We start from the raw sequence: 23,174 nt of genomic DNA on the forward strand, positions 1-23,174 counted from the left end.
TTTTCAGTAAGGCTCGATTACTGTAAAGCCATCCATCGCAAAGATGGTTACAGTTATGTCTGATATCTGAACAAAAATGGTAGTAATGTCCAGGTATGGGTAGAGATTATCGAGCAGTTCTTAACCCCGAAAGCTGCCAATACGCTACAATAACAACAGCAAAACTTCACACATTGAAAATGTCCCAAGTTCTTACACTCTCTTGCAAATTGGAAGTATCGCAGCAGCAGGTTGAAAAGCTGAATGCGGTACTGACTGCCTTTGCAAAATGCTGTGAGTACGTGAACACCCATACACCCGAAAAGCTGACGAATCAGATTGCTGTTCAGTCCTTGATTTACAAGGAAGCGCGATCGCATTCTGGGCTGTCTGCTCAAATGACGATTCACGCAATTCGTAGAGTTTGCGCTAATCGCAAAACGGCAAAGCAAAAGGGTAAGCCCGTTAAGAAGTTTGCCCCCACTTCTGCCACTTACGACGCGAGAACTTTCACATAGAGGCGAATCGGATTGGTTGGTCAGCTTGACCATGCTCAAGGGCAGAGAAAAGTTTAAGCTGCACATTGGTAATTACCAAAAACACTTGCTGCAAGGACAAGACCCCAAAACGGCAACTTTGGTAAAGCGCAACGATGGTAGCTTTTATCTGAACATTCAGCTTGAGTCTGAGCCACCAGAGAAACAAAAGACTGATGATGTCTTGGGTGTTGATTTGGGACGCACAGACATTGCTTGTACATCTGCTGGAGAGAAATTCAGTGGCAAACAGGTAACACAAGCCAGAGACAGATATAGCCGTGTACGGGCTTCGTTACAGCGTCAAGCGTCCAAAGGCACAAGGTCTACTCGTAGAAGGGCGAGACAGATTTTGCAACGGTTGAGTGGACGAGAACGGAGATTCCAGACATGGCTGAACCATACCATCAGCTATCGACTGATCCAGCAAGCCAAGACATCAAATCAGGCTATTACCCTGGAAGACTTGACCGGAATCAGAGAGCGTACCAATGAACTGCCACGGTCTAAAACAGAACGGAGACGCAGCAATAGTTGGGCGTTCTACCAGTTGCGCCAATTCCTGACCTATAAAGGCGTGAAATTTGGCGTTGATGTAAGACTGGTTGATCCGCGCTATACCTCCAAAACTTGTCACTGTTGCAAGGTGATTGGCAATCGCCAAGGTAAGCGGTTTGAGTGCCTGAATGAGCGATGCGGATGGATTGGCGATGCCGATGTGAATGGAGCAAGAAATATTGCTACATTGGGGCAGATCGTAAACCTGCCCGGAGGTTCCGAGATAATGTCCTGCTCTTTGCAGGAAGTTGTCTTGAGGGCTACTGAAAGCCCGCACTCTATGCAAAGCATGAGTGTCGGGTAGTTTACAGCATAACCCTTTTATTTGCCACTCCCCTCATGCCTTTGCCGCGCCTGTTAACCTTAATTGCTGCTTTCTGCCTCACCCTGGGGCTGATTATTGGGCTGGTGAGTTCCTTAACAGGGCTTTACAGTCAAGTTGCGTGGTCTGCTTCTCCGCTGCTGGCTAATTTGCTAATTTTCCTGATAATTGTACTTTTGGGAACGCTAATTTTTGCGCTGGTTTACTATTTTAGGCTGCTGCAACGCCCTCAGAAAGTTAAGGGAAAACGGCCGATTACTCCGAAAATTCCTGTTGTGAAAAGTGAAGCAGCTTCGGAAAATCTCAAAGCAATCAGGCAACAAGTCGATCGTATTCAAGATGAAGTAGCGCGGCAAGCTTTGCTGTTGAGAGCCCGCGAAATTGAAGCTAGCATGGCTCGCGGCAGCGTTCGAGTAGTTGTTTTCGGCACCGGTTCTGCGGGCAAAACTTCTGCTGTGAATGCGCTGGTGGGGCGGATGGCGGGACAGGTGGGCGCGCCGATGGGAACTACCGAAGTTGGGGAAACTTACACTCTGAAATTGAAAGGAATCGATCGAGAATTAGCAATTACCGATACCCCAGGCATCTTGGAAGCGGGAGTTGCGGGAACTTACAGAGAGGAATTGGCGAGGCAGTTGGCGGCGAGGGCAGATTTGATCTTATTTGTTTTGGACGGCGATTTACGCAAATCCGAGTACGAACCGCTGCGGACTTTGGCGGAAATTGGCAAAAGGTCGATCGTGGTTTTTAATAAAGTTGACCTTTATCCCGACACCGACAGAGATGAAATTCTCGATCGACTGCGGCAGCGAGTCAAAGGTTTTGTATCAGCAATGGATGTAGTAGCAATTAGCGCCAATCCGCAAAAACTTGTCCTAGAAGACGGCACAATTTTTCAGCCATACCCGGATATTATGCCATTAATTCGGCGCGTCGCTGCGATTTTGCGAGCCGAAGGCGAAGACTTAATTGCGGACAATATTTTGCTGCAATCTCAGCACTTGGGAGACCAAGCGCGCAAGTTAATTGACGCTCAAAGAAGGCGGCAAGCTGATAAGGCAGTAGAGCGATTTCAGTGGATCGGAGCCGGAGTAATTGCTGTAACGCCTTTGCCAGTTGTGGATTTGTTAGCGACAGCAGCAGTTAACGCTCAAATGGTAGTAGAAATTGCCAAGATTTACGGCTGCGAATTAAATATCGATCGCGCGAAAGAATTGGCATTGTCTCTAGCAAAAACCCTAGCCAGTTTGGGCATAGTTGAAGGCGTAATTCAAGTAGTATCAAGGGCGCTGCAATTAAGCGTAGCCGGGTTTGTACTTGGCAAAGCAATTCAAGCAGTCAGTGCGGCTTATTTAACCAGAATTGCCGGGAAAAGTTTTATTGAATATTTCCGCCATGACCAAGATTGGGGCGACGGTGGCATCGCCGAAGTTGTGCAAAGGCAGTTTCAGTTAAATCGGAAAGACGAGTTTGTCAAAGCATTTGTCAAAGATGCGATCGCCCGCGTTGTCGAACCTCTGAACATTTATCAGCAGGAATCGGAACCCGAATTAGAAATGTCAGCCGAATTGGAACCAGAAATAGAACCAGAATCCTTGTATCAGCCGCCGCAACAAGACGATTGGGAAACTTACAGCAACAAACGAAACGATGAGTGGTAATTGGGAATGGGGAATTGGGAATGGGGAATTGGGAATTGGGAATTGTCAACTGTCAACTAAGAGGGCGGGCACAGGGGCACCGCCCCTACCAACTGTCAACTGTCAACTGACTAATTTCGCCCCACCAACAAATAAACCATCATTTCTCCTTTACCTTTAATCTCAACAGCACCGCGCTTTTTAAACCAAAATTTATCTTTTAAACGATCGTAAACTGCAGGAGTCACCTGAATTTGCCCCGGAATACCGCTTGATTCCATCCGCTGAGCAACATTTACTGTATCCCCCCACAAATCGTAACTAAATTTAGTTAAACCAATGACTCCCGCCACTACGCCACCAATATTTATCCCAATGCGGAGACTAAAGTTGTGATTGTTTTCGACATTGAAGCTAGCGAGAGCAGCTTGCATATCTAGTGCCATTTGGGCAATGGCAAAAGCGTGATTTTCCTGCGGTTCCGGCAAACCGCCAACTACCATGTAAGCGTCACCCATAGTTTTGATTTTCTCCAAACCGTGCCGTAACGATAACTCGTCAAATAGACTAAAAATTTGATTCAGAACTTTCACCGTTTCTGCCGCAGTTTTTTGAGAGGCAAAATTCGTAAATCCCACCAAATCGGCGAATAAAACACTGACATCCGAAAAGCTGTCAGCAATTATGCTTTGCCCCTCCTGCAAGCGCTCTGCAATCGATTTTGGCAAAATATTTAATAGCAATTCTTCAATTTTTTCTTTCTGAGACTTGGTTGTTTCCAAAAGCAACCGCGTTTCCCTTTCTGCCTGTTCCCGATAGGCGATTTCCTGCTGCAACATCAGATTTTTATCCATCAGTTGCAACTCTAGTTCCCGCAGCCGCAATTGATTTTCTACCCTAGCGATTACCTCTACGGTTTGAAAAGGTTTAGTAATGTAGTCCGCCCCGCCAGCATTAAAGGCTTTCACCTTCTCAGAAGCTTGTACCACAGCACTCAGAAAAATAATGGGAATGCCACGAGTGCGATCGCTCGCTTTCAAGCGACTGCAAACTTCATAGCCATCCATATCGGGCATCATAATATCCAGCAAAATCAAGTCAGGCTGAGCCAAATCCACAGCATCGAGTGCCTGTTGCCCGCTAGATGCAGCTTCTACTTTATAGCCTTTCCTGGATAAGATCAGCTCCAGTAACAATAAGTTGTTAAGACTGTCATCCACAATTAAAACACGGCCCTTTAATTTTTCTGAATATGGTTGATTCATCGGCTTGCTCCGGGCTTAGTTAAGCTTAATAAAATTAAGATTTGTTTAAATTTATAAATTACGCACGGGTGCGTCCAAACCTATTTTTTTTCACAGAAAAACGCATTGCCGAAGGCAAGCAAAAGGAAAAAAAACAGGTTTCTGAGGGCATGATTGCCTCCTGAACTCAAATTTATTATACTAATTTGTCAAAACAGCGAAAGCTGGGGCGAAAACTTCATATTGCGGATAAATTCGATCGCCCTGGGCGTCGATTGATGGACTGGCGAATTGATGCACTGCTTGCTGGCTGGTTTTGAAACCAAAAATATCCCACAAGCCCCACCGCTGCAATTGGCACTACAAAAGACAAAAGAGACTACCCGGACACTTTGCAGGGATAATTTGCCCGAAATTCTGACAAGAGTTGGATTCAAAAGTACGATCGACATCTTGGGCGGTTGAGAAATGGGCGTGATTTTTTAATCAGATGCTCCCTGAGTCTCCTGTGCCGCATTATATTAAGAAATATAACAATAATTTTACCCATTGGGGAGACTCCGGGGGGGCTCAAGTCAATCGATTTTAGATTTTAGATTTTAGATTTTAGATTTGAAGCATTGACCCCACGGATAAATTCGGGGGCTCCTTTATCGGATACAGGTTTTTTATTTCTCCACAGATGAATCCGGGGGCTTGTATCCTGGATGCTTTCGGTCGAACCGAGCGATCGGATCGGGAGCATCTCAATGAAAGCAGCAAAGCTCGAAATTGGAATTAGGAGTCAGGAGTCAGGAGTCAGGAGGAAAGAAGAAGAAGGAAGAAGGAAGGAGGAAGAAGGAAGGAGCCATAATAAGTGTTTTTACAAATATGAGATGCTCCCGATCGGATCGAACACAACTTTGATAAGATTTAAGATTGACAACAAAATTTGCTATTGTGCGTCCGGGTAAAAACAATGAGCGATCGACCAATTATTCTCGGTATTGTCGGAGACAGCGCAGCGGGCAAAACCACCCTGACGCGGGGAATTGCCCAAGTATTAGGGCCAGAAAATGTCACTGTGATTTGCACTGACGACTATCATCGCTACGACAGAAAGCAGCGGGCAGAAATCGGAATCACAGCATTGCATCCCGACTGCAATCACCTCGACATCATGCAGCAGCATCTCAGCCTGCTGCGTACCGGACAAGCAATTCTCAAACCCATCTACAACCACACGACAGGTACATTCGATCCACCGGAATACATCAAGCCCAGCAAATTTGTAATAGTTGAAGGTTTGCTGGGTTACGCAACCCGAACAATCCGCGATTCTTACGACGTAAAAGTGTATCTGGCTCCTCCCGAAGAGTTGCGAACTCAGTGGAAAGTTAAGCGCGATATCATGAAGCGCGGTTATACTGAAGAACAGGTGCTTGCAGAAATAAAAAAACGGGAACCGGACTCGGAAGACTTCATTCGTCCTCAGCGCAAATCGGCCGACGTTGTAGTTAGTTTTTACCCGCCCGAAGCGGACAATGAATCGAATTTGAGCGTCCGTTTAGTGCTCAGACCGACAATTCCTCACCCTGATTTTACTGAAATTTTAGGTCGAGGCAGCGAGAGCTTTAAACCTGCAATTCGCTTGGGACTCGATCGGGATATGGGCAAACCTGTTGACGTTTTGGAAGTAGACTCCCACGCTACCAGCGAGCAAGTAAACGAACTGGAAATGATGTTGTGTAGCGAGTTGCCACACCTGCGGGGATTTTGCTCCGCCCAAGGCAACCCGGAAATTGGCAAACTGATCGGCACCACTGGCGAAGTTTTGCAAAGTTACCCGCTAGCTTTGACGCAGTTGCTAGTTGCATATCACATGATGAAAGCAATTCATGTCTATTAGTTAGTTGGCAGTTGTTAGTTGGCAGTTGTTAGTTGGCAGTTGGCAGTTGTTAGTTGGCAGTTGGCAGTTGGCAGTTGTTAGTTGGCAGTTGTTGGTTGTTAGTTGTTGGTTGTTATTGCAAGGATTAATAACCAATAACCAATAACCAATAACTAATGTAGTCGCAAAGTCGGGTTAGCAGTGCCTAATTGCTGAAGTGGCATGGAGACTGGCAACTGACTTTGAGGTGCGGGCAGCATTTCGCCTCGGAAGTCGAGGATGGTGACAAGCAGCAGGTAGGCAACTGCTAAAATGATAGAAATCACCCCAGTGATAATAGCAATAATTTTTGAACGATCCATATTCAGCAAATTTTAAGTGCAGGTAATATTAGTTTAACATTAAAAAGAGCGATTATTACTGAACTTATGCCATAGAATATAATCAGGTGCTACTTATTTCGCTTACGAAAATGGAACCTCTTATAGATGCGCCAACTTCCACCGAGATGCCCGGAGCTATCCGAGTAGTGGAAACATTTAATCTGGGCAAGTTCTACCGTACTGGCTTTTGGATGAATGAAAAAATTGAATCGCTCAAAAATTGCACTCTGACTGTCTCTGAGGGGGAAACTTTTGGGTTGTTAGGGCAAAATGGAGCGGGGAAAACTACGCTGCTGAAAACTTTACTGGGTATAGTGCGCCCCACTTCTGGCCGGGCGCTGCTGTTGGGGAGGCCTTTGGGCGATCGCACTGTGAAGCAGCGAGTCGGCTATTTGCCAGAAAATCCCTATTTTTACGATTATCTCACGGGCTGGGAATTCTTGCAATTTGCGGCGGGGTTATTTCAAATTCCCCCCTCGATTCAGCGGCAGCGAATTCCGAATTTGCTAGACTTAGTTGGGCTATCTCAATCGGCGGCAATTAAAAAACAGTTGCGCCAGTATTCTAAGGGAATGCTGCAACGGATCGGCATGGCTCAAGCTTTGATTAACAATCCAGATGTGGTATTTTTAGATGAGCCGATGTCTGGTTTAGATCCGATGGGGCGCTATCAGATGCGGGAGATAATTTTATCGCTGAAAAATCAAGGAAAAACAATTTTTTTTAATTCGCATATATTGTCTGATGTGGAGAAGATTTGCGATCGAGTGGCAATTTTGGCGAGGGGTGAGTTAATCTGCATTGGTGCGATCGACGAACTCCTCGGCAATACTGAAACTTACCGGGTTGAAGGTAGGGGCGGGCACTTCAATATCCTGAAAAAATGGATACCGGATATGGAAGTTGATGATGATTTGTGGTACGGTCATTTGCAGGGCGAGCCGAAGGAGTTTCTTTCTAGTCTGAGCGCTACGGGAGGGCAGCTAATTGGGATGAATTTGGCTAAGCCTAGTTTGGAAGAGTTTTTTATGCAGCAACTGCAAGAAAGAGGGATTTATTCTAGTGGTTGAAGTCAATACATCTGATTTCTTGTGGGGAGTAGGGGTTGGGCATCTTGCCCGCCCTGACTAATCATAAGAAAACGGGCAAGATGCCCGTTCCACAGCAGAGCAAGTTTATTGTGGGTTGGGCATCTTGCCTGCCCTGACTAATCATAAGAAAACGGGCAAGATGCCCGTTCCACAAGAGTTTAATTTTATTGTGGGGAGTAGGGGTTGGGCATCTTTCCCGCCTCTGAAAAGCTAATGTTTTTTACTTCAGTTAATAATGGCAACGGTAGATTTGCACATACTAACTCTGCACAATTCCACTGCCGCAAATACTCATAGACTTCAGAAATAATCGCATTGGCTGCATCTAAATCTCCTGCCTGAGAAGCATGATAGTGCGCTCTGATTAGGGGCTTAATATCCTCGATATCTTGCCATTCCGATTTAGGTTTGAGGGGAATGCTGATATAATAATTATAGGCTTGGCTGTGGGCAGTACGGAGATTTTCAGGGTTTTGATTTAGCAGATACTCGCCCTTTTCTCGGACTAGCGGATGCAAGTGATAGGATTTGAGGTGGCGATCGTAATATAGCAATTGTCGGCGCTTGAGTGCTTGAATAATATTTTCTTTAAGTTCATACTTGCTAACTTCTGGCATTTGAGCGCTAATTCCGGCAAAAGATAGCGGATATTCTGAGGTTTGATAGACAGAAATTCGGCTGAGACAAGTTTGCTCGCCGTCGCCCAGACGCGCTATCATTTCATCGATCGCTCTTTCAATGTCTCGAATCAGCAACCAGTCTCTCTGGTGCAGAAAAATCCCGACATTTCCCTGAAACTCGGTATCGTCTCGAATCAAGGCTGCGACGAGTTGTAAGGCTTTGGGATGTCCTGAATAGCGATCGCACATTTCGGCTAATTCTTCTGCACTTGCAGTCAGATTAAAAGATTGCAATAGGGCAACTGCGGCATCTCGATCCAATCCGTTTAGCTGGATTTCGCGGGTGACTGTTGACGGCAATTCGGCTAAGCTTTCGCGACTGGTGAAAATAATTTTGCTTTGATGTTCTGTTTCTAATAGTTGTTTGAATAACCAAGCATATTCTGCACCATCGTCGGCGAAATAACCAGCCGCTTTTGCCTCTCCTGTTTTCAAAAGTGTGTCGGCGCGATCGAAAACGAGTAAGCAAGGTTTTTCTCGGAGGATTTTGAGCAGATTTTCGGTTTTTTTGAAGTAGTCATTTTGAGGATTGACGGCGGCGGTAATGTCGCCGTTGGAGAGGGTGAATAGCAGGGAGTCAATTGTGCGATCGAAGGGGGGTGCTTTGCCTGTTGCTGATTGCAAGGATTGCCAAGCGGCGCAGGTGAAGGGGGTTTTTTCTGTGTGGAGTTGGCGAATTAGTTGGCTGACAAGGCTGGTTTTTCCGATGCCCGGTAATCCGACTATTGAGATGGCGGTGATATCTGAGTTAATAATAGTAGTTTTTAAGATATCGAGTTCTTTTGTGCGCTGTACCCAATTTCTGACGGGGGGTAAGTTTTCGGGGAGGGGGAAAGTGCGATCGTTTTCACTGTCTTGGGGGATATCTGCGATCGCGGCTGATAGTAATTCTGGTTCCTGAATTTCTCGCGCAACAATGTCTTGCCAGTTTTTCACACCTACAGCTTTGCAAATGTGTATAAAAGTCTCTCGTCTAATTGGTTGCTGCGTCCAAAATCGCTTTAAAGTTGCTTTTGAAGTGAGAGCAGCCTGACACCAGAGCTCATCTGCTTTATTCCATCCGAGATTGCGTCTTACCATGTCAATGATTTTTAGCCCTTCTTCGGATGCTCTGAGCAAACCTGCCATTGGGACTCCTCTACGGAAATTCTGCCTTAGTAAATAATGTTACATGATTTGGTGAGCCAAAAAGTGAGCCAAATGAGCCAAATGAGCCAAGTGAGCCTTTGATGTTGAGCCAAATGGTGAGCCGTTAAGCCTATACAGATTCAGGATTGTGGAGTATTGTGAAATGATGTGTTTGGCTGTCAGCTACGTTTGACGGTGCATCTGGCGGGCGATCGGGGATACAGCTTATCTGCTGTTGGAGCAATGTAAAGTTTTATTACAAAAACTGGGCGAACTGCATAAAAAGCAGAGAAACGCCCTGATAGATATCTAGGAAGGCTTGCAGGGCGGGCTTTGCTGGTTTTGACGCAACTATATTTGTGAGGAGATTATCAATGGCTGTAGCTGTATTTGTTGACTACTACCAACTTTTAAGTCTCGAACCTGAGTGGGACACTGACAGACTCCGAAAAGCACTAAATGATGCTTTTCGTGGCAACCTAGGTCGTATTAATACTGCTACTCACGAAAAACGTGAGGAGATTGAACAGCGCCAAGCTTTAATTCCTAAAGCTCGAAAAATACTTCTCGATCCTGATGCTAAGGCTCAATACGATCTAGAATTAGCCAATTGGAAACGTACTAAGCCTCCCCAACCAGACGGAGCAGCTATACCAACCCTGCTAGAACTGTGGCAATCAATTGATGATGGGCGTTATCTAGATGCAGTAGAAGGCGGCAAAAAATTAGTTCAACACACGCCCAACGACTATTTAGCTTGGGAAGTATACGCCCGTGCTAATTACTATGGCAAAGATTACAGGACTGCTGTCAGTGCGGCTGAACAAGCAATTCGGTGTAATCCGCAAAAAGCTGAATTGTATGCTGATGCTGGTGAATACTTAGCCGCTGATGAGCAATGGGATAAAGCAGTTCTTCAGCTTAATCGAGCTATTCAACTAGAACCGAATAATTCTGGTTACAAATTAAATTTAGCTAGTATCTACATAGGTCATGAAATTTGGGCAGATGCAGAAGCACTGATCAAGGGAGTGTTGAGCCAAGAACCTTCTAATTCAACGGCGAAGTATTTTATGGCCGTTGTAATTCATGACCGAGCGTCAGAAAGGATATCGGAAGTGGTTGAACTCGCAAATTCTGGCAAACAAGGACAAGCTCGCAAAATTTTGAAAGAAATTCAACAAAATTTTGATGATGCACAAAAATTAGTCAGCGATAATATTGAATTTTCGGAATTTATCGGTGATAACTCAATACAAGTAAGGCGGTGGTTGGGAGTGAATTTTTATTATCGGTTATTTGGCTTTGCACTTGATGGAGTTTTGGCCTCTCCTGGATTTGCATTAATGGCTATTGACGGAGGTACTAATCAGTTAGCTACTATTGGGGGGGCCATAGTTGTCTTGGCAATTTGGGGCTATTCTTGGGTATGGCTAGCATATAAAAATGGCGGGCAAGACCTCATTAAACGTCTATTAGGGATGCAAATTGTCAGTGACGATCAGAGACTTCCCAGCTTAGGTCAGTTAATTACTAGAGCCATGATTAAACCGTTTAATTTCTTTTTAGCTTACTTGGTATTTGGTCTAATCATTGTGTTTTCCATGTTCGGACATTTGGGACAAATGGGAAGTGGTGTTAGTGCAGCCATTGGTATGACGATTGGGATGATGTTTATAGGTCTCAGAATTTTCTGGGATTTATTTTTCGTTACCAGTAAAGAAGTCATGCCAACTTTTTTTGGTTCCGCGTTATTTATGCATGAGAAAATAGCACAAACTACAGTGGTAGCTTCTAACAAGAATGATGTGATGAACTTTGATAAATATCATTGGTTCTAACAGTAATTTAGATAGGCGGGGACACAAAAATATGTAGAGATGTCAGATAAACATCTCTACAAGTAAAGCAAAATTAAAGTACCCAAAATTAACTTATGTCAACATTAGTTTATAGAATCAAACATCTACCCGATTTGGAAAAAACAGAATATCATGCTCGGTATGGGGACGATCCGGCATCGCGGCTATCCGAGATGCAGGGTAATTTCCTATACACGCTGCATAATATTGCCAATCAATATCCCCTGACTTGTAGTTTAGTTTATAGCTATAATCCTGATGAGCTAAATCAAGACCTTAAATTAGCAATTTTTGTGAGAGTTAATTTTGAGGATACTCTAGCACAACAGAATTTAGAACAAATTTTTAAAATTTTTGAAAGTTCTTTTTGGCAAGATTTTTATAAAGTTGAAAAAATCGTCGGTTCCATAAATTTAGATTTAAGTTGGGTACAATTTATTAGCTTTGGCATTAAGCAAGAGGAAAAAATCGAGCCAACGGTTGCTCCTCGCAAGAACAAAGATGGCACTAAAAATATCAGCCCTTCATATTACTATTGCATCCAGCCTTTTGAACCTAATGATGACAATAATTTAGTAGGCTTTGTATCTCAAATTGAATCTTATCAAAAAAGAGTAGTAGTTGAGATTGCCATAAAACCCACTATGCTGATAGAGACGGAACAGAAATCCCTGGAAACTCTACTTCGAGGTTTGGACTCCATCACATCCTATGAACCAGAAACTTCACAGATTTCTGGAGAAACGAAATATCAACCTATCGATCCGATCGCCAAAAGAACACTCGATCTATTTGAGGATTTACGAGAGGCGTTGCTAAATCGTCGTTTGTATGAATTTTCACTCAGAGTTTTAGCCGAAGAAGAATTCACCGCCAGTCTATTATTGAATGAGTTTTGGGTAGAATCTAGCGAACAACCATTGTATCGAGAAATTGGAATTGGTAAAAACGATCCGCGATTTGCCAAAGCCATACAATCAGTTGAACTAGGAACCCTATTCCCTGAAGCAGTTTGGACTGATTACTGGAACTCGGTTGCTGACAACAGTACCTGGTTCAAGTTTAGGCGGCTGCATCGCTTATTTACAGTTGAGGAAGCCCAGGCTTGTTTTAAAGTTGTTATTCCAGATTCAGTGGTATTATTTAGTGGTATTCCCAAGGAAACCGATCTAAAATCAGAAGATTGTAAAAATTCTATTTTATTAGGATGGCAAGCTGGAAAATCTCAAAATCAGGCTTTAGTGCCGCTGAACAATTTTAATAAGCACGTTTTTATTTGTGGAGTTCCGGGTTCTGGGAAAACAACAGCAGTCTTGAATTTGCTATTTCAACTTTGGACTGAACATGGGATTCCATTTTTGGTAATTGAACCTGCAAAAACGGAGTATCGCGCCATGCTAAAGTGTGCTTATAAAGAAGAGGAATTAAAGCGCGAGTCCAAGCCAAGTACAAGTCAATATATAAAAACAAGAAATGTAAAACAATCTATTGACAAAATGCAATCCGATTTGTTAATCTACAGTTTAGGAAATGAAAGAGTTTGTCCTTTTAGATTTAATCCTTTTGCTTTCTACGGCAAAACTACTTTAGATGAACACATTTCAACTTTAGAGGCTTGTTTTAAAGGGGCGTTACCTTTGTTTGGTCCGATGCCTGCTTTACTTGCAGAGGCGATCGAGCAAGTTTACGCAAAACTTGGATGGCAACCCCAAGATACCGCAGACTATGGGATGCGCCAACAAAGAGAATTTCCCACAATGCAAGAACTGTATCTAGAAATTACAGAAATTTTAGATTCTAAACAATATTCATCTGATATCAAAAGCGACCTCAAGACTGCTTTAGAAGTCAGAATTGGTGGGTTACTGCGACGTAGCGTTGGCAATATGCTAAATACTCGCACCTCAGTTCCCGATATTGCAACTTTAATGGAACATCCAGTGATTTTGGAGATGGATTCTTTGAATGAGGAGCAAGCTAATTTAATGACAATGTTTATTTTAGCGACTCTGCGCCAATACGCGCGGGTGACACGCAAATCTGGTAGTCCGTTGAAGCATATTACAGTAATTGAGGAGGCCCACAATATTGTTGGTACTGATGCTAAAGCAAGCGGAGAAGATGGTGCATCTAATCCGAAAGCGGAAGCTACCAAATATATTGTCAAAATGTTGGCAGAAATGAGAGCTTTGGGAGAAGGAATGATTATTGCCGATCAGTTACCTAGCGCGGTTTCACCAGAAGTAATTAAAAATACCAACGTAAAATTAGCTCATAGAACTGTATCAGGTGACGATCGCGAAATTCTCCAACAATCCATGCTTTTGACTGGTACTCAATCAGAGGATTTAGCAAGATCAAATCCGGGAGATGCTTATCTGTTTATGGAAGGGACTTACAAACCAGTTCGCATTAAAGAACCTAATACTAAGTTAATTTATGGAATTGAGGAACCGCCAACGGATGAGGAGTTAGTAGATTGTGTGAGGGATAAGGAGTTTTATCAGGTCGCGATCGCTGCTAAAGAATCCCTGCACCGACAGAAGGTGAGTAAGTATGTGAGGGATGTACAAAATCAGTTAGATAAGCTGACTCAAAAATGTTCGGTAGCAGTTAGCGCCAACAAGTCACTTTTACAATCATTTGCGGTTTCATTTGAAGCGGATATCATTAAACAAGTCACTCTAATGTCCGAAGGACTAGAGGAGTTAGAACAGAATTTAACTGCTGCAATTGATTCTCTCAACACCCAAGTCGAAAAACTTTGGAATTCCTTGCGACTGCAAGGCATATATAGCGAGGTTCTGGCTAACCAAACTATACAATCTGGTCAGTTGCAGATGCAATTTTTTCAGCAGCAATTGGGGCAAGTCAAGGTTGATTGTCTAGCCAAAATCGACGGGATAAAAAAGTTTGATGCTTGGCAAGCCAGCCTGCTACAAAAATTGTTCATTCAAGTCAAGGAGTATTTTACCGACTACTCACAACAAGCTGAAATGCTCAAAAAAAGCATAGAGCAATACATTGCCGAAAGTGCTGCGATCTCGTTTTACGACGATCTAGAAAATATCAGAATGAATTTTGGTAAGTATTTTGATGCAATAACAGAAATGATTGCCGGTTTGAAAGAAAAAAAATTACCCTATCTCAAGGAGAGAGTGTTAAGACTAGAAGATGAGGTTTATGAAATGAGCGACCAAATCGGTCTACTGAATGAAGAAATAAACCGGGCATACCAAGCAAAGTATCAATCTAATCAATGATTTCAGTGGGAGGAAGTAAAAATGGGTATCAAGAAGCAGAGCGAGATTAAAAAAGATATAGCAGGTCTCAAGAAAGAGGGAGACGATGCCAGTGAAAACCTTGAGGTGTTAGCCAAGTTTGCTGAGCGCACAAAAGCGGCGTTTGAAGAACTAAAAGGCTCAGCCACAGAAGAGGGAGATAAAGCTAGTGAACGTGCTGTACTGGAAATCCAGGCTAGTATAGAGCGTAAATACAAAGAAGCGGAGGAAGAACTTCAGGAAGTTGAGGAAAAACTTGAGGAAAAGCAGGAGGATTTTGAAGGAGCAATTGCCGCAGACCAGCAAGATTTAGAAAAGCTGAAGCCTCTGAGCAAAGAAGCTAAAGCCGTGGGATCTGATGGGGCAGCTATTGAAAAAGCTGAGCAAGCCAAGAAAAGCGAAATCGATTTTCTTAGCGACCAAACGCAAGACATAGAAAAAACCCAAGCAGAACTGGAACAAGAAGCCAAGCTATCTAGGCAACGGAAGGAAAATGCTCGCTTTAAGCATCAGTCTAGAAATACTCTAGGTCGAAGTGAAAAAAAGTAGAATCCCAGCGAGCTGAATTGGGCAAATATACTGAAGCAAGGCAATGCCCTCCGGGTCTCTGGTACAAGGTTAAGTTAGATCGGTCTCACACTCCAAATATTCTCTTGTCTGGAGAAAAGATAAGTATCTTATCTGAACCAGAGAAAAACATTTTATCTGAAGAAAAGATGTTGTCTGAAGAAGAGAAAAAAAAACTATTTGAAACTGTGGCACATGACCATTATTTCAAAAAAAATGGAAAGTGGTGGGTTCAAGTTAAAACCTCCATAGACAATCCCTTCACCATAGATGAAAAAGGGCATTTATTCGGTACACCAGAGAGGAGAGATGATGGTCAGATAATTTTTGATGAGCAAACTGGCAAACCTAGAATATCTGTACACTCAATGGAGTTTGAAATGGTGGAAGACTATAACATGGGAGAGCATTTAGATCGGATGTGGGAGCGATTTACAGGAGAGTTAACCAATGAAGGGTTATGGCCGCCATCTGAATAAGGAAGTTGTCTTAGCCAGATAACAGATATTTAAACATTACCTTTGTAGGAGTTTTATGTTCTTTTCCATCCTATTCAACAAATACTACGATCAGATATCCTCGGCGTTACTGGCAGAACATAAAAAATCTTTGGGTAAAATCCATATTAGGGATATCCAACCATCGGTTGATGCGATCGCTAACTATGGCTTTTCTATTCCCACCCAACACGCACAAAATCTAGTGCAATCTTTTCATAACCGTTACCAAGTAACGTTTAAGCCTTTGGCATTTCCAGAAGATGCTCTAAAAGAAGATATCAAAAATGAAATAGAACCAGAATGGTCTGCTTTTTTTAAAACTTTGACTGCTTTAATTGATAACCATGATTTTTATAAAGCGATTGAAACTGTTTTTCAGCGTCGCTATCAAGGAATTGTCCATGCTACCGAGATTTTAGCCAAAGAGGTTAAATTAGTTGCAGCAATTGCCAAAACTTACGATGAAGCAGTTAATGTGGGTAATTCCAGAGCTAAATTGCTTAAAGGATTGCAATATTTAGCGGCTGATAGTCAGTTGCTAATGTCTCGTTATTACACTCAAATTAAGGGCTTGCGAGATGAGTTCGATCGCTACTCTCCCCAGACTGTAGAAAATTTGCAGCAAGCTAAACAAAGCCTCTCATCGGAAGTAGAAAGATTGCTTGGTAAAGAGCGATCTACTCAATCTGAGTATGCCCATTTTTTTATGGATTATCGCTTGCGAATTACTCAAAAAATTGATCCTATTTGCGATTGTTTAAAAACTTTTAGTTTTAGAGGTCAAGAGTTGCGCTCGCGCCTAATCGAATATCTAACAGACTTGCAAGACAGACACCCCGAACAATTAGAATTAATGCGAAGCGATTTCGAGCGAGAGTTTACCTTAGTATGGGATGAATTAAAACAAATGCAATCAGTAGAGAATGCTGACAAAAAAGCACGTCAAGCCATTCAAAATTTTGCTAATTCGACTCGCTTAGAATTTTTTCAAGCTGTCGCAGAAGTAAAACAGCAGGTAGCTTTAAGAGGTATTAGCGATACAATTAGAGAGTCAACCGATTTACTATCTATTCAGCAAAACATTGAGTTAATAGAACAGGAACATCATCACCAAGTCAATGATTTAGCTGAAGTAGAGCGTCAGTATTTAAGCCTCAGAACAGAAACTTTAGATAGTTTAGAATCTCCAGTAAAGTTTACGTTGGAGCAATTAAACTTAGCAAGTCAGGATATTTTTGTTCCCGTTGAAAATTCTTATCGATTGGTTGTCGGAAAGCTAGAAAAATATGGTAGTAATAATGAAGAATTGCTGAACCAGCTAACTACAGATGGTATGTTGCTAGGAATTAGTGACTTTGGTCAGGCGATCGAAAACCCAGTGCAAGTCTCAATATCCCTAGATATAGAAAAAATATGTCAGGAAATAGAGCGCAAAATTACTGATATTGGTTTAGATAATCGCGTAGGATTTATGCAGGTTTTATTAGATGAAGGAAGTGCCTTTGATAAACCTGCAATTTTATTCTTCACTCGTCAGCCCCAAACGGAACGACCAGAAGTTACAGCTTTATTAGAAGTAACCCAAGAAGGTAAACTGGCATATATCAGAAAATTAGTCTGTATATGTCCCCTTCCTTCCCATCTCCTCAATACTTTATTAGAGGGTTACAAAACAACGTTTAAAAACAAAAATCGGGAGGTATTACAACTAATTGCAGATCAATTTCTTGCCAATAAACTCAAGCTAGATTTCCAGAGTCATATCGCTCAAGCGATGGTTCAGGCTAAACAACGTCTCCGAGAAGCTTATCTGGAAAATCTCAGAGAAGAAACTGTACAAAAAGTCGTCAATGAGGCTTTAGAAAATAACATTTTCTTAAACACTCTTGACGAAGTGATTATTAAAGCCTTGGACGCTGCGACTGGCTTTGAAGGTGATTCTGAAGAGCTAAATTGGTAGTTTTTTTGTTTAACTTATTTTCAATAGGAGATTATGTGATGAGCATTGTTATTGGCATTGATTTAGGAACAACATTTTCAGCAATGGCTTACATGAAAGATGGCAAAGCTGAAATTATTCCTAACAGTGAAGGCGAGAGAATTACCCCATCAGTTGTATTTTTTGATGATGACAACAGCATACCTGTCGGTACTTTTGCGAAAAACGTTGCTGTCTCAGAGGGCGATCGAGTCGTGCAATTTATCAAGCGTCGTATGGGTGATGACTATCTGATAAACCAACAGGGAAAAGACTGGCGACCTGAAGAAATTTCTGCTTCAATTCTGAAAAAGCTCAAAAACGATGCAGAATCCTATCTCAATACCCAAATTCGGGATGCAGTAATTACAGTTCCCGCCTATTTCGACGATCGCAAAAGGATGGCGACTAAAAAAGCAGGAGAAATTGCGGGATTAAACGTACTCCAAATTATTAACGAACCCACTGCGGCGGCAATGCAATTTACCGCTAGCCACGAAGTCCGAAATAAAACAATGCTCGTTTATGATTTTGGGGGTGGTACATTTGATGTCACCATCATGCGCGTTGATGGCAAAAAAATTGATGTAATTGCTACTGGTGGCGACCATCAACTCGGCGGAAAAGATATTGACGATCGGATAATCACTTACTTTCAGGAAGAATTTCAAAAAGCAACTGGATTCGATCCTTTAAAATCTCTAGCTGGTAAGCAAAGACTCCGAAATGAAGCAGAAGCAGCCAAAAAACGGCTGTCTTCCTCTTCTAAAACGGGAATTGCTCTTGATGTAGAAGGTCGTCAAGCCACTTTTAAAATTACTCAAGCTAAGTTTGAGGACTTAATTGACGACTTGATAATTCGTGCCGAAATGAATATTGAATTAGTTCTAGAGGAGGCTAAGTTAACTTCCCAACAAATTGATGATGTTCTCTTAGTAGGAGGTTCAAGTCGCATACCAGCAGTTAGCAAACGGCTAACAAAATTGTTTGGAAAAGAACCACTGAAAACAGTTAATCCTGATGAAGTTGTGGCTCAAGGTGCGGCAATTTTAGCTCAGAGCTTGGCGATTGAATCGGGTCAGGCAATTCCTACTCCCAATACAGTTTTGCCTCAATTTTCGGATGTTTGCTCTCATAGCTTAGGAGTCGTCTGTTTCAATGACCGTCGAGTACCAGAAAATTCAGTAATTATTCCCAAAAATAGTACGATTCCCTGCAAATTTTCACAAAGCTATGGAACTGTTAGAGATAATCAGCCTGCTGTAGAGATTAAAATTTTGGAAGGAGAAGATAAAGATCCAGAATATTGCACGCAGTTGGGAACAGCACTGATAGAAAATCTTCCGCCTTCACCCGAGGGTTCGGAAGTAGAAATTACTTTTGCTTACGATGCTAGTGGGATTCTAGGTGTGACTGGTATTTTTGTTCCAACTGGGCAGAAAGTAAATACAACAATTAAAGTTGAAGGAGCTATGTCACCCGAAGAAACTAGGCGCAGTCAGGAAGAAATTAAAAAACGCAATATTGAGTAAGCTGTCACGCATTTAAATTGCATATTCAGGGCGGGCGAGACGCCTACCCCACAATACTTAGATTATTTTTTGACATTCAATTTAAATGCACAACAGCTTAGCGATAAAATAGTGCCCCACGCTATCAACTAGCGTAAACAAAAGCATTCATCTGCGGTTCGGATTAGGACGCTCGCCCTTAATCCCTCCCCATCCATCCGCCTTCATCTGCGGTTGCTAAAAAGGTCGATCGCCCTTACGACAAAAAGCGCGATCGCCCTTAAAATTAGAATAGACAAACAACATCTAATTTGTTATAATTGAGTAAAACTCTACCCTTGAGAGTTTTACCTAACTTTATAATAGCTGAAAGATATGTTTTGGATTCTGAAAAACTTAATCAGCACAGATCCACAAGGACACCTCAGTTTAAACCTCGAACCCAAGTCAACAGAGTATCGCGTTCTCGTCAACGAAGCCGGACAAATTTTATTAGACCCAATAGCCAACATACCCGATCGCGAACAGTGGTTGTGGCAAAACCCCCAAGTATTAGCCGCCGTTAAGTGCGGCCTCGCGCAAGCCGCTAAAGGTGAAGTACATGATTTGGGTGACTTTTCTGAATATGCCGATTTGGAGATTGAAGAGGAATGAATTTTCGGATAGAATTTTCTTCCTCAGCTAGAGATAGCTTAGTTAATCTTCAGGAACTCGATGCTAAAAAATACAATAAAGTGCTGAAAACACTGGGATTAATGGCAACTAATTTACGCCATCCCAGCTTGAAAACTCATAAATACGATACATTATCTGGCCCTAATGAAGAGGAAGTATTTGAGGCCTATGTCGAAAACAAAACCCCAGCAGCGTTTCGAGTTTTCTGGTATTATGGCCCGGAGAAAGGAGTTATTACAGTTATTGCAATTACGCCTCATCCTTAAGTGGCGATATATCCGCGTTCATCACCTTGCATTTGCGGTTGGTCAAAAGTGCGATCGCCCTTACGACAAAAAGCGCGATCGCCTTTCCCCCATCCACATCCATCGGCGTTCATCTGCGGTTGCTAAAAAGAGCGATCGGCCTTACGACCAAAAGTGCGATCGCCCTTCATCCATGATAAAATTAAATCACAGCAGTGAAAGCTAACTCGCATAAATGACCGACGAAACTCGACGAGAAATAGCGAGACGACTAGCTAGAGAACTCGAATCAAGGACAGTCATCTCACCCATAACACCCGGACAAGGCTTTCAAACTTTTGGTGAATTTAAAAGAACGATCGGGGTGGCAGGAGCGGGGTTAGCGTGGCATCATATAGTTGGGCAAACAACCTCAAATTTACAGAGATTCGGGGCAGAAGCAATACACAATACAGGCAATCTCGTCCGGCTAGAACACGGTACTGGGTCAATTCATCAGGAAATTACCAATTTCTACAACTCCGTCCAACCTGAATTAACAGGTACGAATACTCTAACCGTGAGAGGGTGGCTCAGCACTCAATCTTTTGCAGAACAACAAGACTTTGGCATTAGAGTTATTATAGCTTTCGGAGGAACAGTTTAATGCTGACTCTAGATATCCAATCAATCCTCAATTCTATTCCCAATGAAATTAGCTGGCAAGACATCGTACAGTTTGAAAATCTAGACGCTCGTGTTAGCATTGCTAATGACCTTTGTGCTAACATTATTGGTGTCAATGAAAGTACGATCGAATTGTGTCCTAATGAAAATCCTCCCGATCGTTTAGAACAACTGGTTTGGTGGTGGGTTGTGCGTCCAGATTTAGGAGCGGCGATTGCCAAAGAAGCTCCTCAAGAACTCAAAAATATTATCAGTCAATACATTCTGCAAAATTGACAAAAACCAGCGCTCGTCTGTGGTTCAAAAAAGTGCGATCGCCCTTACGACAAAAAGAGTGATCGCCCTTAAAATCAGAATAGACAAACAACATCTAATTTGTTATAATTAATTAAAACTCAACCAACCGAGTTTTACCCAACTTTATAATAGCTGAAAGATATGTTTTGGATTCTGAAAAACTTAATCAGCACAGATCCACAAGGACACCTCAGTTTAAACCTCGAACCCAAGTCAACAGAGTATCGCGTTCTCGTCAACGAAGCCGGACAAATTTTATTAGACCCAATAACCAACATACCCGATCGCCCTTCATCTGGTTCTGAGATATCGCTGTTAAAATAGAAGCATCATTCCCTCATAACTCATCTCACCATAAAAGTGTATGAAAATAGAAGACTATCCACTGGCTAAAGAATTGATATTCGATGCCGAAGGCAACATTAGTCAAGTTATTCTAGATTATACCGACTATCAGTATTTCCTAGAAGCGATCGAAGATAAAGGACTTCTCCAGGCTATGCGCGAAGTAAAAAATGAAAACCCGTTAAATTTACAGCAAGCACTTGCAGAACTGGAAAGTGAATGAAAGTCGAATATCTACCCAGTTTTTTGAAAGATTTAAAAGCTCTTAAAAGTACGCCTGTGTTTGAGCAAATCAAGGATTTTGCTTTTGCGGAAATTCCCAATAGTAATGATTTACAAACAATTGTTAACTTAAAAAAATTGAAAGGTGATGATAATGCGTATCGGCTTCGGGTTGGAGACTATCGAATAGGTTTTTATTTTGATGGCGAAACTCTTACTTTTGCCAGGGTGCTTCACCGGAAAGATATTTATCGCTACTTTCCACCATAAAGCTGTTTTTACTATGGCAGAATGTTTTGGGCAACTTGTCCTTGTCCTTTGAAATAGTAAATTAATGTATTTGTATCCAAAATGTACATCTAAAAGCTCTCCCGCAAGATGTCTTCCCCCGACTCCGCACGAATCTGTTCCAGAGTAGGAAAGTCTTCGGCCCATGTTCCAGCTAGGGAATAAACCAATTCTGTCGAAGGAGTTAAAGAACCTACTGTGTCGGTGGATTGGTTCTCATTCAGGTACTTGGCACGAATCAACTCAGCGAAAGTGAGAATTTCGCTAGCTTGGTTTTCGGGAAGGGTTTTGACGATCGCGTAAATCTGTTCAATGATAGTCATAATCTGGTGAGAAATAAACTGTCGTTAAATTTTATTTAAGCAATAGCGATCGGCTTTTTCGTGTCAGTTTTCATCTGGGATTCAAAAAAGTGTGATCGCCCTTAATTCAAAAAGTGCGATCGATCTGTGGTTGCCCTTACATCCAGATGGGGCGGGCACGGGGGCACCGCCCCTACATATCTGGTTGGGGGTGGTATTTTTCTAGATGCAAAGGCTCATCTTCCCAAGCGATTGGATTGTTGAGGATATATTCACGAATTTTTTCGCAAGATTCCTCATCGCGAATAATGTGTTCGTGATAGTTACGCTGCCAAAATTTTTTGGGGAAAGGTGTCCAGCCTAAATTCGCAACACCATGCCGGTATTTAGCAGTTGTCAGCGATTTGAAGCGGTGAACCACATCTGGCAATGTCATGGGTTTCTGAGGGTTCTCGCCAGAAATATTGTCTGGCGTCAAAATAATAATTCCGTGAAAGTGATCTGGCATTAACACAAAAGCCTCCACTTCTACACCTGGATAATGCAATGGCAATTCATTCCACACAGTTTGCACCATCAGCCCTGGTTCGCTCAAATATATTTGGCTATTGCGGATTTCTCCTAATGTATGTAAACCACCATTAATGCAGATAGTGACAAAATAAGCTCCCGCTTGAGAATAATCATATCCCTTAAGGCGAATAGAACGCCGATGATGTTTAGCAGCGTCGTACTTCATGATAATTCCCTTGTGATATCAATTCGATTTTACCGTAGGGGCGGTGCCCCCGTGCCCGCCCCGGCGCTGAGGGGGCAACCGGGCGTGGGATTGCCCCTACAGGTATATTTGGCGCGATCGCCTACCCGCTTGACGATCGTGCCATTGCTCAATCGATTTTACCGTAGGGGCGGTGCCCCCGTGCCCGCCCTGGCGCTGAGGGGGCAACCGGGCGTGGGATTGCCCCTACAGGTATATTTGGCGCGATCGCCTACCCGCTTGACGATCG

Annotated in this window: 26 protein-coding genes; 21 read left to right on the forward strand and 5 right to left on the reverse strand. The window is 42.7% G+C overall.

Features of this window, described 5'->3' with window-relative positions; all coding sequences use genetic code 11:
* The first annotated feature begins 179 nt into the window (after positions 1-179).
* The 3 genes from QUB04_RS30320 to QUB04_RS30330 are packed head-to-tail and all read left to right on the forward strand — an operon-like array spanning position 180 to position 3,056.
* Positions 180-497, forward strand: coding sequence for a hypothetical protein (locus QUB04_RS30320; RefSeq protein ID WP_333138261.1), 318 nt, complete (start codon positions 180-182; stop codon positions 495-497).
* Positions 454-1,377: a transposase gene (locus tag QUB04_RS30325; protein ID WP_333138259.1), complete on the forward strand. Its 924-nt coding sequence runs from the start codon at positions 454-456 to the stop codon at positions 1,375-1,377. The genes QUB04_RS30320 and QUB04_RS30325 overlap by 44 nt, the downstream gene beginning before the upstream one ends.
* 35 nt (positions 1,378-1,412) lie before the next feature.
* The gene (locus QUB04_RS30330) at positions 1,413-3,056 is read left to right on the forward strand and encodes a GTP-binding protein (protein ID WP_333138257.1); all 1,644 of its coding nucleotides are present in this window, start codon (positions 1,413-1,415) and stop codon (positions 3,054-3,056) included.
* 110 nt (positions 3,057-3,166) lie between these two features.
* On the opposite strand, the gene QUB04_RS30335 is transcribed toward QUB04_RS30330, so the two are convergent.
* Positions 3,167-4,300, reverse strand: coding sequence for an adenylate/guanylate cyclase domain-containing protein (locus tag QUB04_RS30335; protein WP_333290309.1), 1,134 nt, complete (start codon positions 4,298-4,300; stop codon positions 3,167-3,169).
* A 728-nt stretch (positions 4,301-5,028) separates the two neighbouring features.
* On the opposite strand from QUB04_RS30335, the gene QUB04_RS30340 reads away from it, so the two are divergent.
* Complete coding sequence (locus QUB04_RS30340) at positions 5,029-5,232, forward strand: hypothetical protein (RefSeq protein WP_333290311.1); 204 nt, start codon at positions 5,029-5,031, stop codon at positions 5,230-5,232.
* A 5-nt stretch (positions 5,233-5,237) separates the two neighbouring features.
* Positions 5,238-6,167 (forward strand): phosphoribulokinase, encoded by a 930-nt coding sequence (locus tag QUB04_RS30345; RefSeq protein WP_333290313.1) that lies wholly within the window; start codon positions 5,238-5,240, stop codon positions 6,165-6,167.
* A 152-nt stretch (positions 6,168-6,319) separates the two neighbouring features.
* Here the strand turns inward: QUB04_RS30345 and QUB04_RS30350 are convergent, their stop codons facing one another.
* Positions 6,320-6,508 carry a hypothetical protein gene (locus QUB04_RS30350; RefSeq protein WP_333290315.1) on the reverse strand — a complete coding sequence of 63 codons (189 nt, stop codon included), beginning with the start codon at positions 6,506-6,508 and terminating at the stop codon, positions 6,320-6,322.
* Positions 6,509-6,618: 110 nt separating this feature from the next.
* Here QUB04_RS30350 and QUB04_RS30355 point away from each other — a divergent pair, with 110 nt between their 5' ends.
* Positions 6,619-7,599, forward strand: coding sequence for an ABC transporter ATP-binding protein (locus QUB04_RS30355; RefSeq protein WP_333290317.1), 981 nt, complete (start codon positions 6,619-6,621; stop codon positions 7,597-7,599).
* Positions 7,600-7,784: 185 nt separating this feature from the next.
* Here the strand turns inward: QUB04_RS30355 and QUB04_RS30360 are convergent, their stop codons facing one another.
* Positions 7,785-9,428, reverse strand: a complete 1,644-nt coding sequence (locus QUB04_RS30360) for an ATP-binding protein (protein ID WP_333290320.1) — start codon at positions 9,426-9,428, stop codon at positions 7,785-7,787.
* Between the two features lie 374 nt (positions 9,429-9,802).
* On the opposite strand from QUB04_RS30360, the gene QUB04_RS30365 reads away from it, so the two are divergent.
* The 14 genes from QUB04_RS30365 to QUB04_RS30430 all read left to right on the forward strand — a co-directional run bounded on the left by QUB04_RS30365 (position 9,803) and on the right by QUB04_RS30430 (position 21,847).
* Positions 9,803-11,269: a tetratricopeptide repeat protein gene (locus tag QUB04_RS30365; RefSeq protein ID WP_333290322.1), complete on the forward strand. Its 1,467-nt coding sequence runs from the start codon at positions 9,803-9,805 to the stop codon at positions 11,267-11,269.
* Positions 11,270-11,364: 95 nt separating this feature from the next.
* On the forward strand, positions 11,365-14,553 hold the full coding sequence (locus tag QUB04_RS30370; protein WP_333290324.1) for a helicase HerA domain-containing protein: 3,189 nt from the start codon (positions 11,365-11,367) through the stop codon (positions 14,551-14,553).
* A 21-nt stretch (positions 14,554-14,574) separates the two neighbouring features.
* Positions 14,575-15,120, forward strand: coding sequence for a hypothetical protein (locus tag QUB04_RS30375; protein WP_333290326.1), 546 nt, complete (start codon positions 14,575-14,577; stop codon positions 15,118-15,120).
* 104 nt (positions 15,121-15,224) lie between these two features.
* Complete coding sequence (locus tag QUB04_RS30380; RefSeq protein WP_333290328.1) at positions 15,225-15,617, forward strand: hypothetical protein; 393 nt, start codon at positions 15,225-15,227, stop codon at positions 15,615-15,617.
* Between the two features lie 55 nt (positions 15,618-15,672).
* Positions 15,673-17,598, forward strand: a complete 1,926-nt coding sequence (locus tag QUB04_RS30385; RefSeq protein WP_333290330.1) for a hypothetical protein — start codon at positions 15,673-15,675, stop codon at positions 17,596-17,598.
* Positions 17,599-17,636: 38 nt separating this feature from the next.
* Positions 17,637-19,148 (forward strand): Hsp70 family protein, encoded by a 1,512-nt coding sequence (locus QUB04_RS30390; protein WP_333290332.1) that lies wholly within the window; start codon positions 17,637-17,639, stop codon positions 19,146-19,148.
* 354 nt (positions 19,149-19,502) lie between these two features.
* On the forward strand, positions 19,503-19,781 hold the full coding sequence (locus tag QUB04_RS30395; protein ID WP_333290333.1) for a hypothetical protein: 279 nt from the start codon (positions 19,503-19,505) through the stop codon (positions 19,779-19,781).
* Positions 19,778-20,068, forward strand: coding sequence for a type II toxin-antitoxin system RelE family toxin (locus QUB04_RS30400; RefSeq protein ID WP_106150292.1), 291 nt, complete (start codon positions 19,778-19,780; stop codon positions 20,066-20,068). Before QUB04_RS30395 ends, QUB04_RS30400 begins: the two co-directional genes overlap by 4 nt.
* Complete coding sequence (locus QUB04_RS30405; RefSeq protein ID WP_333290336.1) at positions 20,046-20,273, forward strand: hypothetical protein; 228 nt, start codon at positions 20,046-20,048, stop codon at positions 20,271-20,273. Before QUB04_RS30400 ends, QUB04_RS30405 begins: the two co-directional genes overlap by 23 nt.
* A gap of 9 nt (positions 20,274-20,282) precedes the next feature.
* On the forward strand, positions 20,283-20,693 hold the full coding sequence (locus QUB04_RS30410) for a hypothetical protein (RefSeq protein ID WP_333290338.1): 411 nt from the start codon (positions 20,283-20,285) through the stop codon (positions 20,691-20,693).
* Positions 20,693-20,989 carry a hypothetical protein gene (locus QUB04_RS30415; protein ID WP_333138225.1) on the forward strand — a complete coding sequence of 99 codons (297 nt, stop codon included), beginning with the start codon at positions 20,693-20,695 and terminating at the stop codon, positions 20,987-20,989. Before QUB04_RS30410 ends, QUB04_RS30415 begins: the two co-directional genes overlap by 1 nt.
* A gap of 162 nt (positions 20,990-21,151) precedes the next feature.
* Positions 21,152-21,334, forward strand: a complete 183-nt coding sequence (locus QUB04_RS30420; RefSeq protein WP_333290340.1) for a hypothetical protein — start codon at positions 21,152-21,154, stop codon at positions 21,332-21,334.
* Positions 21,335-21,374: 40 nt separating this feature from the next.
* Positions 21,375-21,578 (forward strand): hypothetical protein, encoded by a 204-nt coding sequence (locus QUB04_RS30425; RefSeq protein ID WP_333290342.1) that lies wholly within the window; start codon positions 21,375-21,377, stop codon positions 21,576-21,578.
* Entirely contained in the window at positions 21,575-21,847 is a 273-nt protein-coding gene (locus tag QUB04_RS30430; RefSeq protein WP_333138219.1) for a type II toxin-antitoxin system RelE/ParE family toxin, read from the forward strand. Before QUB04_RS30425 ends, QUB04_RS30430 begins: the two co-directional genes overlap by 4 nt.
* An 89-nt stretch (positions 21,848-21,936) precedes the next feature.
* Here the strand turns inward: QUB04_RS30430 and QUB04_RS30435 are convergent, their stop codons facing one another.
* Both QUB04_RS30435 and QUB04_RS30440 read right to left on the reverse strand, forming a co-directional pair.
* On the reverse strand, positions 21,937-22,188 hold the full coding sequence (locus QUB04_RS30435; protein WP_333290344.1) for a DUF2281 domain-containing protein: 252 nt from the start codon (positions 22,186-22,188) through the stop codon (positions 21,937-21,939).
* 172 nt (positions 22,189-22,360) lie between these two features.
* Positions 22,361-22,906, reverse strand: coding sequence for a transposase (locus QUB04_RS30440; protein ID WP_333290346.1), 546 nt, complete (start codon positions 22,904-22,906; stop codon positions 22,361-22,363).
* 12 nt (positions 22,907-22,918) lie between these two features.
* Between QUB04_RS30440 and QUB04_RS30445 the strand changes: the two genes are divergently transcribed.
* On the forward strand, positions 22,919-23,174 hold a 256-nt coding region (locus tag QUB04_RS30445), incomplete at its 3' end, for a hypothetical protein (RefSeq protein ID WP_333290348.1).

Origin of the sequence: Microcoleus sp. D2_18a_B4 (genome assembly GCF_036702475.1) — a bacterium.
Taxonomy (GTDB): domain Bacteria; phylum Cyanobacteriota; class Cyanobacteriia; order Cyanobacteriales; family Microcoleaceae; genus Microcoleus.